The following is a 14309-nucleotide window of genomic DNA, read 5'->3' as shown; positions in this document are numbered from 1 at the left end:
CGCTCTGCACTGCGGGGCCGCTCTGTTACGCGATGCGTCGCTCCGGGGCGGCGGTGTCGGCGGCTCCCGCTAGCGTCGATCGCATGGCAGATCGTGAGTACGGCTTCAAGACGCGTGCGATCCACGCGGGCAACATCCCCGACGCGGTGACGGGCGCCCGCGCTCTGCCGATCTACCAGACCAGCGCCTTCGTCTTCGACGACACCTCCGACGCCGCGGCCCGCTTCGCGCTGCAGAAGTACGGCAACGTCTACTCGCGCCTGTCGAACCCCACGGTCGCCTCCTTCGAGGAGCGCGTCGCGAGCCTCGAGGGCGGCCTCGGCGCCGTCGCCACGGCCTCCGGGCTCTCGGCGCAGTTCATCACCTTCGCGGCGCTCGTCGGCGCGGGCGACCACGTGGTGTCCTCCGCCAACCTCTACGGCGGATCGATCACCCAGCTCGACGTCACGCTCCGCCGCTTCGGAGTGGACACCACCTTCGTCCGCTCGAGCGACCCGGCCGACTACGCGGCGGCGATCACCGAGAAGACCAAGGTGCTCTACGCCGAGACGATCGCGAACCCCTCCGGCGAGATCGCCGACATCGAGGGCCTCGCCGCGGTCGCGCACGCCGCCGGCATCCCGCTGATCATCGACTCCACGGTCGCCACGCCCTACCTCGTCCGCCCGATCGAGTGGGGCGCCGACATCGTCATCCACTCGGCCACCAAGTTCCTCGGCGGACACGGCACCACGCTCGGCGGCGTCGTCGTCGAGTCGGGGCGCTTCCACTACTCCCCCGAGAAGTTCCCGCTGCTGCACGACCCGGTCGCCTCCTACGGAGACCTGTCGTGGGACGGCAACTTCGGGGAGTACGGCTTCCTCACGCGCCTGCGCGCGGAGCAGCTGCGCGACATCGGGCCGGTCCTCGCTCCGCACTCCGCGTTCCTGCTCGCCCAGGGCGTCGAGACGCTGCCGTACCGGATCCAGGCGCACGTCGACAACGCGCGTCGCGTCGCCGAATGGCTCGACGCCGACCCCCGGATCGAGGCCGTCTACTGGGCCGGGCTCCCCGCGCACCCGCACCACGACCGCGCGCAGAAGTACCTGCCGAAGGGACCGGGCTCGGTCTTCAGCTTCGTGGTCAAGGGCGGCCGCGCCGTCGGCCAGACCTTCATCGAATCGGTCGACCTCGCCAGCCACCTCGCCAACATCGGCGACGCGAAGACGCTGGTGATCCACCCCGCCTCGACCACCCACGCCCAGCTCACCGAGGACCAGCTCCTCCACGCGGGCGTCCTCCCCGGACTCGTCCGCCTCTCCGTCGGCATCGAGGACGCGGACGACATCATCTACGATCTCGACCAGGCGCTCGCCCGCGCGGTCGAGGAGCACGGCACCCCCGACGCTCCGACCGAGCTCCCCGAGGACACGACCACCACCCTGCACACCCCGGCCGTGGAGGTCTGAGCATGAGCACCACCGACACCGCCGACACGGTCGTCCAGCTGTCCAACGGGCTGAGCTGCTCGGTCCCGGCGAACTCGCCGCTGGCGAAGATGCTGCGCTCGCAGCGCACCTGGGTGGGCCCCGACGCCCGCAGGCGACTCGACATCCTCCGCCGCGCGAAGACCGTGGCGATCGTCGGCGCCTCGCCGAACCCGGCCCGCTCCTCCTACTTCGTCGCCACCTACCTGCAGCAGTCGAGCGACTACGAGCTCTACTTCGTGAACCCGAACGCCACCGAGATCCTGGGGCAGCCGGTCTACCGCAGCCTCGCCGAGCTCCCGGTCGTGCCCGACATCGTCGACGTGTTCCGCAAGGCGAGCGACATCCCCGCCGTGATCGACGACGTCCTCGCCGTCGGCGCGCCCACGGTCTGGGTGCAGCTGGGGATCTGGAACCAGGAGGCGGCCGAGTACGGCGAGTCGAAGGGCCTGATCGTCGTGATGGACCGCTGCATCAAGGTCGAGCACGCCCGCTTCCACGGCGGCCTGCACCTGCTCGGCTTCGACACCGGCCAGATCTCGGCGCGCAAGACGCTGCGCTGATCCACCGCAGACCCTCGTCGACTCCGGATCTCCGTGGCTCCTCGACGCGGGCGCGGCTCGGGCGGCGCACACCACCGGCCCCGGCGTAGTCTCGGTGGATGAGCGCCTACGTCTCCGTCCTCGACCTGTTCAGCGTCGGGATCGGCCCGTCCAGCTCGCACACCGTCGGACCGATGCGCGCCGCCCTCGCCCTCGCCGAGCGGATCCGCGACGCCGGGCTCCTCGGCCGCGTGAGCCGGGTGGGCTGCACCCTCTACGGCTCGCTCGGCTCCACCGGGATCGGCCACGGCACCCCCGACGCGGTGGTCGCCGGTCTCGCCGGCCTGGACCCCGAGACGTGCGACCCGGCGCTGGTGCGCGGGGCCTGGCAGCGCCTCGACGCGGAGGGGACGATCCTCCTGGCCGGCGAGCAGCGCCTCGCGATGACGCGCGACGACGTCGTCTTCGAGCCGCGCACGAGGCTGCCGGAGCACCCGAACGCCCTCACCTTCAGCGTCTGGGTCGGAGACGACCCGCTGCCGGTGTGGGAGGAGACCTACTACTCGATCGGCGGCGGCTTCATCCGGCGCGCGGGCGAGCGCGCCGAGCTGGCTGCGCTGGCCCCGCACCCCTACCCCTTCGTCTCCGGGCTCGACCTGCTGGCGACCTGCGACCGGACCCGCTCCGGCATCGCCGAGATCGCCGCCGCGAACGAGCGCGCTCTGCACCCCGGGGTCGACATCGACGCCCGGCTCGACGCGATCTGGGACGCCATGGCCGCCTGCGTCGAGCACGGCCTGGCGACCGACGGCGTGCTGCCGGGCGGCCTGGGCGTCCGCCGCCGGGCCTCGGTGCTCCGCGAGCGGCTCGAGGCCTTCGAGGAGGATCCGCTCGACCGCGCCCGCGCGACCTCGGTGGAGTGGCTCCACGCCTTCGCCCTCGCGGTGAACGAGGAGAACGCCGCAGGCGGGCGCGTCGTGACGGCTCCGACGAACGGAGCGGCGGGCATCATCCCCGCCGTCGGGCACTACTACCTCCGCTTCGTCCCGGGCGCCGACCGCGCGGGGCTGCGCCGCTTCCTCCTCACCGCCACCGCGATCGGCTCGCTCTGCAAGACGAACGCCTCGATCTCCGGTGCGGAGGCGGGCTGCCAGGGCGAGGTCGGCTCGGCCTGCGCGATGGCCGCCGGAGCGCTCTGCGCGGTGCTCGGCGGCAGTCCGCGCCAGGTCGAGAACGCGGCCGAGATCGCGATGGAGCACCACCTCGGACTGACCTGCGACCCGGTCGGCGGCCTCGTGCAGATCCCGTGCATCGAGCGGAACGCGATCGCCTCCTCCACCGCGGTGAGCGCAGCCCGCCTCGCGCTGCACGGCGACGGCGACCACCGTGTCTCGCTCGACGCGGTCATCGAGACGATGCGCCAGACCGGCATCGACATGTCGTCGAAGTACAAGGAGACGAGCGAGGGCGGCCTCGCGGTCAACGTCATCGAGTGCTGAGCGCCCGGCGGCGTCCGTGACCGTGCGTGACGCACGGGGGCGCGCCTGTCGGCGGTCGCGCCTACCGTGGGGCGGGTGAGCACCTCCTCCGCCCCGTACCTCGCCCGGCCGATCGTCTCGACCCAGTGGCTCGCCGACCAGCTCGGCCGCGAGCACCTCGTCGTCGTCGACGCCAGCGTGCTGCTCGTGCCCGGCTTCGACGGGCGGCCCGGCTACCTCAGCGGCGACGAGCAGTACCTCCTCGAGGGGCATGTCCCCGGCGCCGTGTTCGGCGACCTGCTCGAGCAGCTGTCGGATCCGGCGGCTCCCCTGCCCTTCACCCGGCTCGACCCGGAGCGCTTCGCCGCCGCGACCGCCGCGCTCGGCATCGACGACGACTCGGTGGTCGTCGTGTACGACTCCGCGGTCGGCCAGTGGGCCTCGCGCGTGTGGTGGCTGCTGCGCTCGGCCGGGCACGACGCCGTCGCGGTGCTCGACGGCGGGCTCCCGGCCTGGCGGCGGGAGGAGCGCCCGATCGAGACGGGGCACGTCCAGCCCGCGGTGAGCGGAGGCATCAGCGTGCGCGAGGAGCGGCCGCTCTGGATCGACAAGGCCGGCGTCGAGAGCGTCGTGCGCGGCGAGGCTCCCGGGGCGCTGGTCTGCGCGGTCCCGCCGAAGGAGTTCACCGGGGAGGAGGGGCGCCGCCCCCGCCTCGGACACCTGCCGGGCTCGCGGAGCGTCCCCGCCGGGCGGCTCGTCGACCGCGCCGACAACACGCTCCTGCCGCCGGAGCGGCTGCGGTCGCTGTTCGGAGACGCTCTCCAGGCCGAGCGGATCGTCCTCTACTGCGGGGGCGGGATCGCCGCGACGGCCGATGCACTCGCACTGGCGGTGCTCGGAGTCCACACGGCGGTCGTCTACGACGGCTCGCTCAACGAGTGGGCCGCCGACCCCGCGGCGCCGCTGGTGGTCACGGCCGCGTGAGCAGCTCCTCCGGGAGGCGGGTCGTCGGCAGGGCGCAGACGAAGGCCTCGCAGGAGTAGGCGGTCGGCAGCCCCTCCCGCGAGATCCGCCCCTCGAACAGCTCGAAGCCCGCGTCCGCCCAGTCCCGGGCGCCCTCGTCGGACACGCCGACCAGCACGCCGATCCCGGCGGACCGCGCGCCCTGCACCGCCTCCGCCGCGCCGGGGCCCACGACGACCAGCTGCCGCACCGGGCGAGCCAGCCGCGAAGCGAGCCCGAGCACGGCGCCGAAGCCCATCGGCTGCCGGACCGCGCCCGGAGCGATCGAGGCGACGACCGCCTCGGCCGCCTCCCGGTAGCGCTGCGATCCGGTGAGCAGGTACAGCTCGTGCGCCGCGTCCGCCGTCGCCGACAGGCCGGAGGGGTAGGCGCCCTCGGAGGGGTCGGCCGCGAGCAGGAGTCCCCGCGCGGTCAGCGCCGGGTCTCCTCCCCCGGGCAGCGCGAACGGCAGCGGGCCGTCGGCCGCGTCGAGCGCGCCGTCGATCAGGGTGCGCGCCGCGACCGCGTAGCGCGGGCGGCCCTCCGCCAGGGCGAGCTCGAGGAGCCCGCCGGCCAGCATCCCGAGGTCCTCCAGCGCCGGGCGGGCCGCGGAGACGGCACCGTCGAGGGAGGCGCGCACCGCGACGCGGCCGTCGACGAGGTGCCGCTGCAGCACCGCGTCCGCCGCGCGCCGGGCGGCGTCGATCCACTCCTCCCGTCCGAGCACGCGTCCGGCGCGGGCGAGCGCGCGGATCGCCAGGCCGTTCCAGCCGGTGACGACCTTCTCGTCGAGAGCGGGAGGCGCGAGGCGGGACCGGTCCTCGGCGAGGTAGTAGCCGCCCTCCGAGCGCTGACCGTCGACGATGCTCTCCGAGTCCTGCGCCGACGCGAAGCCGCCGCCCGGCCGCTCGAGAGTGGTCAGGAGGAACGCGGCGACGCCCTCCGCGATCCCGGTCAGCTCCGCCATCCGGGCCCCGTCGTGCCCGAGCAGGACGGCAGCGACGTCGAGCAGCTGCGCGTTGTCGTACAGCATCCGCTCGTAGTGCGGATCGCTCCAGTCGGCCTGCGTCGCGTAGCGGAAGAAGCCTCCGTCGCGGTCGCGGAGAGGGGACGCGGCCAGCGCGAGCAGCGTGCGCTCGGCGAGCGCCGCTCCCGAGGGCCGCGAGGCCAGGAACCCGAGCACGGGGGCCACCGGGAACTTCGGGGCGCCGCCGAAGCCGCCGTGCACCCGGTCCTCCTCGTCCGCGAGTGCGCGGACGGCGCCGTCGAGCTCGGCGTCGCCGGGCAGCGCGGCATCGGCGGGCAGCGCCGCGGTCGCCTCGCGCAGGGCCGCGGCCAGGCCGCCCGCCGTCGCCTGCACCTCGTCGCGCCGCAGCCGCCACGCCTCCGAGACCGCGTCGAGGACGTCGGAGAAGGCGGGCACGCCGCCGATGGCGCGCGGCGGGAAGTAGGTGCCGGCGAAGAAGGTCTCGCCGGCGGGGGTGGCGAAGGCCGTCAGCGGCCAGCCGAGCTGTCGGGTGAACGCGCTCGCGGCCGTCAGGTAGGCCGTGTCGACGTCCGGATGCTCCTCGCGGTCGACCTTCACCGCGACGAAGTCCGCGTTCAGCCGAGCGGCGAGCACCGGATCCGAGAACGACTCCCGCGCCATCACGTGGCACCAGTGGCAGGTGGAGTAGCCGATCGACACCATCACCGGGACGTCGCGGCGCACCGCCTCGGCGAACGCCTCCTCGCCCCAGGGGAACCAGTCGACCGGATTGTCCGCGTGCGAGCGGAGGTAGGGGCTGACACTGGAGCGCAGACGATCGGCCATGCGCTCCACGCTAGACGCGGGCGGAGCCGCCGGTCAGGGGGTTGCCGCGGGACGGAGGGTCAGGAGGTCCGCGGGGCGCCGAGGTCCGCGGGTCTCCCCCGCCGCCGGCCCGCCCGGCCGCTCAGCGCTCGAAGAACCAGCCCGACGGCCGCTCCGTGCCGCGCACGACCGTGCCGCCTCCGCCGCTCCCGCCGCGACGGCCCACCGCCAGGTAGGCGAGGCTGCCGATGAACGGCGCGATCACGATGAACGCCACCCAGGAGACCTTCGCGACCTTCGAGAGCCTCGGGTTCGACAGCACGCCCCGGATCGCGAAGAGCAGCAGCACGATGTTCAGCACGACCAGCAGGGACTGCGGATTCATCGGGGTGCTCCACGGGATCGTGCGCCGCGGTCGACCGGCGCCGGAGCGCCCGACCGGGCAGGGTGGCCCGCGATGATTCACGAGACAGGGCATTGTCGCACGCGGCGTAGGATGGAGGGCTCATGTCAGACGTGCTCAGCATCCGCTACCCGCCCGAACTCCCCGTGTCGGCGCGGCGCGAGGACATCGCCGCCGCGATCCGCGACCACCAGGTGGTCATCGTCGCCGGCGCGACCGGATCGGGCAAGACGACCCAGCTGCCGAAGATCTGCCTGGAGCTCGGCCGCGAGAGCATCGCGCACACGCAGCCCCGGCGCATCGCCGCGCGCACCATCGCCGAGCGCATCGCGGAGGAGCTCGACGACGAGGTCGGCGGGCTGGTCGGCTACCAGGTCCGGTTCACCGACAAGGCGTCCGCCTCGACGCGGATCAAGCTGATGACCGACGGCATCCTGCTCAACGAGATGAACCACGACCGGATGCTCAGCCGGTACGACACGATCATCATCGACGAGGCTCACGAGCGCAGCCTCAACATCGACTTCCTCCTGGGCTACCTGCACCGCCTGCTGCCGCAGCGCCCCGACCTGAAGGTGATCATCACCTCGGCGACGATCGACCCGCAGAGCTTCGCGGCCCACTTCGCCGACGCCGCCGGCGAGCCCGCGCCGATCATCGAGGTCTCCGGCCGCACCTACCCGGTCGAGATCCGCTACCGCCCGCTGGTCGCCGAGGAGCCGGAGGAGGACGACGACACCGACGTCCCCGACGCGACGAGCGGCAGCCGCGACCTGATGACCGGCATCGCCGACGCCCTGGCCGAGCTGGCGCGCGAGGATCCGGGCGACGTCCTGGTGTTCCTCTCGGGCGAGAACGAGATCCGCGACGCCGAGGACGCCATCCGGGGCCGGAACCTGCCGGGCACCGAGGTGCTCCCCCTCTACGGGCGCCTGTCGGCGGCCGATCAGCACCGCGTCTTCGAGAAGGGGCGCACCCCCGGCGTCCGCCGCCGCGTCGTGCTCGCGACCAACGTGGCGGAGACGAGTCTCACCGTCCCCGGGATCCGCTACGTGATCGACGGCGGCACGGCCCGCATCTCGCGCTACAGCGCGCGCTCGAAGGTGCAGCGGCTGCCGATCGAGGCGGTGTCGCAGGCCTCCGCGAATCAGCGCTCCGGCCGCTCGGGCCGCACCAGCGCGGGCATCGCGATCCGCCTCTACTCCGAGGAGGACTACCTCCGCCGCCCCGAGTACACCGATCCCGAGATCCTCCGCACGGGCCTGGCCGCGGTCATCCTGCAGATGATCTCGCTCGGACTGGGCGACATCGCCTCGTTCCCGTTCCTCACTCCGCCCGACTCCCGCGGCATCAAGGACGGCCTCGACCTGCTCACGGAGCTCGGCGCCCTCCGCGTCCCCGGCTCCCCCTCCGCCGCCTCCGCTGCTCCACGAGACGCCGCTCCGGTACGCGGCACGCCGCCGAGCGCGCACTCGAGCGGCGTCCCGCGCAAGGGGCTGGAGGCCGCGCCGCAGCTCACGCGCATCGGGCGCGACCTCGCGCGGCTCCCCATCGATCCGCGCTTCGGCCGGATGGTGATCGAGTCGCGCCGCCACGGCGTCAGCCGCGAGGTGATGGCGATCGTCGCGGGCCTCACGATCCAGGACGTCCGCGAGCGCCCGCTCGAGCGCCGCGCGCAGGCCGACCAGCAGCACGCGCGGTTCGTCGATCCCACCAGCGACTTCCTCACCCTGCTGAACCTCTGGAACTACGTGGAGGAGAAGCAGGAGGAGCTCTCCTCGAGCGCCTTCCGGCGCCTGTGCAAGGCCGAGTACCTCAACTACCTGCGCGTGCGCGAGTGGCAGGACGTGTTCCGCCAGCTGCGCCAGCTCGCGCGCCCCCTCAAGCTCGAGCTGGGCGAGCCGAAGGTCGACCCCGACGGGATCCACCGGAGCCTCCTGGCCGGCCTGCTCTCGCACCTGGGCATCAAGGACACCACCTCGCAGCAGGCGCAGCGCGCGGCGAAGAGCCGCGAGCGCCAGAACGTGCAGTACATCGGCGCCCGCAACGCGAAGTTCTCGATCTTCCCCGGCAGCGCCCTGGCCAAGAAGCTCCCCGACGCGGTGATGAGCGCCGAGCTGGTCGAGACCAGCCGCCTCTTCGCCCGCTCGAACGCCGCGATCGATCCGGCCTGGGCCGAGGCGATCGCGGGCGACCTCGTGAAGCGGCAGTTCAGCGAGCCGCACTGGGAGAAGTCGCAGGGCGCGGCCGTGGCCTACGAGAAGGTCACGCTCTACGGCGTGCCGATCATCGCCCGCCGCCGCGTCCAGTTCTCGCGGATCGACGCCTCGTACGCCCGCGAGCTGTTCATCCGGCACGCCCTCGTCGAGGGCGAGTGGGAGTCGCGCCACGCCTTCGACCGCAAGAACCGGGCCCTGCGGGCCGAGCTCGAGCGGCTGGAGGAGCGCACGCGCCGCCGCGACCTGCTCGTCGACGACGAGGCCGTGTTCGACTTCTACGACCGCCGGCTCCCCCGCGACATCACCTCGGTGCGCTCGTTCGACTCCTGGTGGCGGACGACCCAGCACGACGAGCCCGACCTGCTGACGATGACGCAGGAGACGCTCCTCCCCGAGGACGCGGAGCAGATCGACGAGACCGCGTTCCCCACGCAGTGGCGCCAGGCCGACCAGCGCTTCCGCCTCTCGTACCGGTTCGAGCCGGGGACGGAGGAGGACGGAGTGACGGTGCACGTGCCGCTCGCCCTCCTGCCCCGCGTGACGCCCCTCGGCTTCGACTGGCTGGTGCCGGGGCTCCGGGCCGAGCTGGTCACCGCGATGATCAAGGCGCTGCCCAAGCACCTGCGCCGGAACGTGGTGCCCGCGAACGACTGGGCGCGCAAGCTCACCGCGTCCCTGCCGCACGACGTGCCGAACCCGCCTACGGAGTCGTTCGCGGCGACCCTGGCCGGAGCGATCCGCCGCGAGGCCGGCGTGGTGGTGCAGCCCGAGGACTTCGACCTCGAGCGCATCCCCTCGCACCTGCGGGTCACCTTCGCCGTCGCCGACGAGCGGGGGCGCACGGTCGCCGCCGGCAAGGAGCTCGCCCCGCTGGCCGAGCGGCTGCGCGGCCGGGTCCGCGACGAGGTCGCCCGCGTGGTCGAGGCCCGGGTCCCCGACGCGCTCGAGCGCCGGGGCCTGAGGACCTGGGACATGCCGGAGCTGCCCCGCGTCACCGACACCCGGCAGGGCGGGAACACCATCCGCGCCTACCCCGCCCTGATCGACGACGGCGACTCGGTCTCGATCCGCCTGCTCGCCACGGCCGAGGACCAGGCGCGCGAGCACCCGAGAGGCGTCCGCCGCCTCCTCCTGCTCGCGACGCCGAGCCCCGTCGCCTACGTGCAGCAGCACCTCACCTCGAACGAGAAGCTCGTGCTCGCGCAGAGCCCGTACCAGAACACGACCGCGCTTTTCACCGACTGCCTGCTCGCCTGCGTCGACGCGGTCCTCTGGCGGATGAAGCCCGACGGGATGCTCTTCCTCCGCGCCGAGTTCGACGCCGTGCGCGACCGGGTCTCGGCGAGCGTCATGGACGCGATGTTCGAGACCGTGAAGACGGTCACGACGATCCTCACCACCGCCCGGGGCGTCGAGAAGGCGCTCAAGGCCTCGACGAGCATGGCGCTCCTGCCCGCTCTCACGGATGCGCGGGAGCAGCTCTCGGGCCTGGTCTACCCGGGCTTCGTCTCGGCGACCGGAGTGGAGCGGCTGCGGCACCTCCCGCGCTACCTCGGCGGGATCACCGAGCGCTTCGGCAAGATCGCCGAGAACGTCGGGCGCGACCGCGTCTGGCTGAACGAGGTGCAGGCGGCCCAGGAGCTCTACCGCTCGGCAGGCGGCGTCGTGCCGCTGCCCGCGCACGCCCCGGAGCGGATCGCGCGCGCCCGCTGGATGATCGAGGAGCTGCGGGTGAGCTTCTTCGCGCAGTCGCTCGGCACCGCCGAGAGCGTGTCGCTGCAGCGGATCCGCAAGGTGCTGGCCGGCTGACGCGCCCCTCCGCCGAGGGAACCGCGACCCGTCGAGGGACCCTCGGGCAGCGGTCTCCCTCGACGAACCGGAGTCCCCTCCGGAGCGCTAGTGTCGTCCGGTGGGCAGCTACACCGATCTCCTGAAGACCCCCGGGGTGGGGCGCATCATCCTCGCGCAGCTGACCGCGCGCTTCCCGTTCGGGATGCTCTCGCTGGCGTTCCTCCTGCACGTGGAGCGGGTGCACCACTCCTACGCCGCCGCCGGCCTGGTGCTCGGCTCGATATCGATCGGGCAGGCCATCGCCGGGCCGCTGACCAGCCGCCTGATGGGGCGGCTCGGGATGCGCCGCGTGCTGACGATCACCCTCGTGGTCTGCGCGGGCGCGATCATCGCGATGGCCGTGCTCCCGCTCGAGGTGTGGCAGTTCGTCGTGATCGGGTTCGTCGCCGGCCTGAGCATGCCGCCGGTGCAGCCGGCCGTGCGGACCATCTACCCCAAGATGGTCACCAGCTCGCAGCTGACCCCGCTCTTCTCGCTCGACGCCTCCGCGCAGGAGATCATCTGGGTGCTCGGCCCGGTGCTGGCGACGCTCGTGTCGATCCAGGTGTCGACGGTCGCGGGCATCCTGACCGCCGCCGCGTTCCTGATCGGCGGCGGGATCTGGTTCATCGCCTCGCCCGAGGTGGGCCGCGTCCGCATCCCGCGCTCGAAGCGCCGCCTCGGCGTGGTGCTCACGAAGCCCCCGGTGCTGCTGGCCACGGTCGTCGGCTTCCTCCTGATCGGCGCCTGCTCGGCGGTCGAGGCGGGCGTGGTCGCGGTGTTCGGCGAGGGCGGAGTCGAGTCGGGCGTCGTGCTCGCCGTGTTCGCGGCGGGGTCCCTGGTCGGCGGCCTCGCCCTCGGCCACATCCCGATCAGCCGGTGGGCGACCGCGCGGCGGATGCTGATCGTCACGGTCGGCATGGGCCTGGCGGCGGTCTCGACCGACTTCTGGTGGCTGTGCGTCACGCTGTTCCTCGCCGGCATCGGCATCGCCCCCGCTCTCGCGGCGCTGTTCGCGATCACCGCCTCGAGCGTGCGCTTCTCGGACACGGCGGAGGCCTACGGCTGGGTCGGCACCGGTCAGCTGATCGGCGCGGCGCTGGGCTCCGCGATCGCCGGCGTGCAGATCGACCAGGCCGGGCCGACCGCCGCCATCGTCGTCGCCGCGGCCTTCGCCCTGGTCGGCTTCCTGGTGCCCCTGCTCGGCCGCCGGTACCACCCGGATCTCCGCGGGCGCGACGCCAGCCCGCTTCCCGACACCGAGCCGGTCACGCTGCCCTCCTAGGCCGCCACCCCGGTTGTCCGGCTCCTGTCGGGCACCCTAGGGTGAAGGCCCACGACGGCGAGGGGGCGGCATGGGACTGCGGGAGGACGCGGAGGAGCTGGTGCGCGAGCACCGGCGCGCCGCCGCCCGGACCGACCTCCTCGACCCCTGGTCCGATCCGGAGACCCCGGAGTGGTGCACCGAGCTCGCCGCCGCGCTCTGGCAGGGGTCCTTCCGCCCGAGTCCCGTCTACTTCCGCCGCGAGGAGTCCTCCCACGCCTGGCGCGGCCCGCACTCGACCCGCCTGCACCACCTCGGCTACGGGTGGCAGCTCACCGCGCACCGCGAGCAGCACGGGGTCGTCGCCTCCGAGACGGCGGTGGTCCTCGAGACGGGCTCCCTCTGGCGCGGACTCGGCATCGGCCGGCGCCCCGTGCGCGCACTCCGCGGCCGGCTCGGCGTCGAGGGCCTGCAGGCGGGCCACGACGTGCACTTCGCCGTGCGCGGCATCGACGAGCGCAGCGACGCGGAGCGCGCCGAGCGGCGCCTCCTCTTCGGGGTGGCCGGTCTCGCGGCGCTGATCGAGGACGACGTGCACGTGGGACCGCACGGCGAGCTCGACTGGAGCGTCTGAGGCGCATGCCAGCATGGGAGGCATGAGCGTCCCCCTGATCCCCCTCAACGACGGCCGCGCGATCCCCCAGCTCGGGCTCGGCGTCTACAAGATCGGCGACGAGGAGGCGGCCCGCACGGTCGCCGTCGCCCTGGAGGCCGGCTACCGGCACGTCGACACCGCCACCCTCTACGGCAACGAGCGCGGAGTCGGCGAGGGGATCCGCGCGAGCGGCCTCCCCCGCGAGCAGGTCTTCGTGACGACCAAGGTCTGGAACGACGACCACGGCTTCGACGAGACGCTCGCCGCCTTCGACCGGAGCCTCGAGCTGCTCGGCACCGACTACGTCGACCTCTACCTCGTGCACTGGCCGATCCCCTCGCGCGACCGCTACGTCGACACCTACCGTGCCCTCGAGCGCCTGCAGAGCGAGGGGCGGGCCCGCTCGATCGGCGTCTCGAACTTCGCCGAGGAGCACGTGCAGCGCCTGCTCGACGAGACGGGAGTGGTGCCCGCGATCAACCAGGTCGAGCTGCACCCGCGGCTGCCCCAGGAGGAGCTGCGCGCCTTCGACGCCGCCCACGGGATCGTCACCGAGGCGTGGTCGCCGCTGGCCCGCGGGCGCCTCCTCGACGAGCCGGCCCTGGCCCGCGTCGCCGCGAAGCACGGCGTCTCGCCGGCGCAGGCGGTGCTGCGCTGGCACGTGCAGCTCGGCGTCGTCGTGATCCCGAAGTCGGTGACGCCGGAGCGGATCCGCGAGAACCTGGACGTCTTCGGCTTCGCCCTGGACGACGAGGACCTCGCCGCGATCGCCGGGCTCGCGACCGGTGAGCGCACCGGCCGCGACCCGCGCTTCGACTGAGGCTCCGGCGATGACGGCGGGCAGGGTCCTGCTCCTGCACGGCCTGGGCGGCTCGGGCCGCACCTGGTGGCGGCTGAGCCGCGAGCTGACCGCGGCGGGCTGGAGCGTCTCCGCTCCCGACCTGCGCGGACACGGCGACGGGCCGCGCGGCGGCTCCGCCCGCCACGACGCCTACGCCGACGACGCCCTCGCGCGGGGACCGTTCGACCTCGTCGTCGGGCACTCGCTCGGCGGAGCGGTCGCGGTGCGCGCCGCCGCCCGCGAGTCCGGCTGGGCGGGGCGCCTGGCGCTGCTGGACCCGGTGCTCCGGCTCGCCCCGGAGCAGCGGGCCGCCGTCCGCGCGGGCGAGCTCGCCGGTCTCGCGGTCTCGGCCGAGGAGCTCGCTGTCGCGCAGCCGCTCTGGGACGAGCGGGACCGGGCCGAGAAGCTCGCCGCGGTGCGGGACGCCGACCCGTCCGCGGTGGCGGCGACGATCGACGACAACGATCCGTGGGACCTGCTGGCAGACCTGCCGGGCCTCCGCCCGCCGGTCCTCGTGCTGGCCGGCGATCCGCAGGTCGAGACGCTGCTCCCTCCCTCCCTCGCCGCCCTGGTGCTGCGCGCGAATCCGCGCATCCGGTACGCGGTCGTGGCCGGCGCAGGTCACAGCCCCCACCGCGACCGTCCGGAGGAGACGCTCGCGATGCTCCGCGAGTGGGCCGAGAGCCGGGCGACGGCCTGATCCGCTCGCCGACCCGGTCCGTGTTTCGTGCGGATGAAATCTGGCAGGGGGGACTGGGCCGCACCGTTTCCTGTGAATACCCTCGCAGAGGACGCGATCCCCTCCCAGTCTTCGGGA

Annotated in this window: 11 protein-coding genes; 9 read left to right on the top strand and 2 right to left on the bottom strand. The window is 73.5% G+C overall.

All coding sequences use genetic code 11. From position 1 onward, the window contains the following. The first annotated feature begins 83 nt into the window (after window positions 1-83). From C5C10_RS13075 to C5C10_RS13060, 4 genes are all read left to right on the top strand, one after another. Window positions 84-1448: an O-acetylhomoserine aminocarboxypropyltransferase/cysteine synthase family protein gene (locus tag C5C10_RS13075; RefSeq protein ID WP_104226921.1), complete on the top strand. Its 1365-nt coding sequence runs from the start codon at window positions 84-86 to the stop codon at window positions 1446-1448. 2 nt (window positions 1449-1450) lie between these two features. Further along, complete coding sequence (locus C5C10_RS13070) at window positions 1451-2029, top strand: CoA-binding protein (protein ID WP_104329441.1); 579 nt, start codon at window positions 1451-1453, stop codon at window positions 2027-2029. A gap of 98 nt (window positions 2030-2127) precedes the next feature. Further along, window positions 2128-3507 carry an L-serine ammonia-lyase gene (locus C5C10_RS13065; protein WP_104329440.1) on the top strand — a complete coding sequence of 460 codons (1380 nt, stop codon included), beginning with the start codon at window positions 2128-2130 and terminating at the stop codon, window positions 3505-3507. Window positions 3508-3582: 75 nt separating this feature from the next. Next, complete coding sequence (locus tag C5C10_RS13060; protein WP_146082165.1) at window positions 3583-4470, top strand: sulfurtransferase; 888 nt, start codon at window positions 3583-3585, stop codon at window positions 4468-4470. Here C5C10_RS13060 and C5C10_RS13055 read toward each other — a convergent pair. Continuing rightward, complete coding sequence (locus C5C10_RS13055; RefSeq protein WP_104329438.1) at window positions 4457-6301, bottom strand: thioredoxin domain-containing protein; 1845 nt, start codon at window positions 6299-6301, stop codon at window positions 4457-4459. The two genes, C5C10_RS13060 and C5C10_RS13055, sit on opposite strands and share 14 nt — an antisense overlap. A gap of 121 nt (window positions 6302-6422) precedes the next feature. Continuing rightward, on the bottom strand, window positions 6423-6665 hold the full coding sequence (locus C5C10_RS13050) for a PLDc N-terminal domain-containing protein (protein WP_160033960.1): 243 nt from the start codon (window positions 6663-6665) through the stop codon (window positions 6423-6425). Window positions 6666-6787: 122 nt separating this feature from the next. Between C5C10_RS13050 and hrpA the strand changes: the two genes are divergently transcribed. The 5 genes from hrpA (at window position 6788) to C5C10_RS13025 (ending at window position 14192) form a co-directional block, all read left to right on the top strand. Beyond that, window positions 6788-10711 (top strand): ATP-dependent RNA helicase HrpA, encoded by a 3924-nt coding sequence (gene hrpA, locus C5C10_RS13045; protein ID WP_104329437.1) that lies wholly within the window; start codon window positions 6788-6790, stop codon window positions 10709-10711. Window positions 10712-10811: 100 nt separating this feature from the next. Next, complete coding sequence (locus C5C10_RS13040) at window positions 10812-12017, top strand: MFS transporter (protein ID WP_104329436.1); 1206 nt, start codon at window positions 10812-10814, stop codon at window positions 12015-12017. Window positions 12018-12087: 70 nt separating this feature from the next. Next, window positions 12088-12630 (top strand): hypothetical protein, encoded by a 543-nt coding sequence (locus tag C5C10_RS13035; RefSeq protein ID WP_104226914.1) that lies wholly within the window; start codon window positions 12088-12090, stop codon window positions 12628-12630. A 22-nt stretch (window positions 12631-12652) separates the two neighbouring features. Continuing rightward, on the top strand, window positions 12653-13471 hold the full coding sequence (locus C5C10_RS13030; protein WP_104222368.1) for an aldo/keto reductase: 819 nt from the start codon (window positions 12653-12655) through the stop codon (window positions 13469-13471). Between the two features lie 10 nt (window positions 13472-13481). Beyond that, the gene (locus tag C5C10_RS13025) at window positions 13482-14192 is read left to right on the top strand and encodes an alpha/beta fold hydrolase (RefSeq protein WP_146082164.1); all 711 of its coding nucleotides are present in this window, start codon (window positions 13482-13484) and stop codon (window positions 14190-14192) included. Window positions 14193-14309: the final 117 nt, after the last annotated feature.

The sequence above is a fragment of the Rathayibacter sp. AY1A3 genome (genome assembly GCF_002930975.1).
In the GTDB taxonomy this organism is placed as follows: domain Bacteria; phylum Actinomycetota; class Actinomycetes; order Actinomycetales; family Microbacteriaceae; genus Rathayibacter.
This window is presented reverse-complemented; position numbering and strand designations above follow the sequence as displayed.

What these genes read in the sequence shown, in the direction of transcription:
- C5C10_RS13075 (WP_104226921.1), top strand. Translation starts at nt 84, where the DNA reads ATGGCAGATCGTGAGTACGGCTTCAAGACGCGTGCGATCCACGCGGGC.
- C5C10_RS13070 (WP_104329441.1), top strand. Translation starts at nt 1,451, where the DNA reads ATGAGCACCACCGACACCGCCGACACGGTCGTCCAGCTGTCCAACGGG.
- C5C10_RS13065 (WP_104329440.1), top strand. Translation starts at nt 2,128, where the DNA reads ATGAGCGCCTACGTCTCCGTCCTCGACCTGTTCAGCGTCGGGATCGGC.
- C5C10_RS13055 (WP_104329438.1), bottom strand. Translation starts at nt 6,301, where the DNA reads ATGGCCGATCGTCTGCGCTCCAGTGTCAGCCCCTACCTCCGCTCGCAC.
- C5C10_RS13050 (WP_160033960.1), bottom strand. Translation starts at nt 6,665, where the DNA reads ATGAATCCGCAGTCCCTGCTGGTCGTGCTGAACATCGTGCTGCTGCTC.
- hrpA (WP_104329437.1), top strand. Translation starts at nt 6,788, where the DNA reads ATGTCAGACGTGCTCAGCATCCGCTACCCGCCCGAACTCCCCGTGTCG.
- C5C10_RS13035 (WP_104226914.1), top strand. Translation starts at nt 12,088, where the DNA reads ATGGGACTGCGGGAGGACGCGGAGGAGCTGGTGCGCGAGCACCGGCGC.
- C5C10_RS13030 (WP_104222368.1), top strand. Translation starts at nt 12,653, where the DNA reads ATGAGCGTCCCCCTGATCCCCCTCAACGACGGCCGCGCGATCCCCCAG.
- C5C10_RS13025 (WP_146082164.1), top strand. Translation starts at nt 13,482, where the DNA reads ATGACGGCGGGCAGGGTCCTGCTCCTGCACGGCCTGGGCGGCTCGGGC.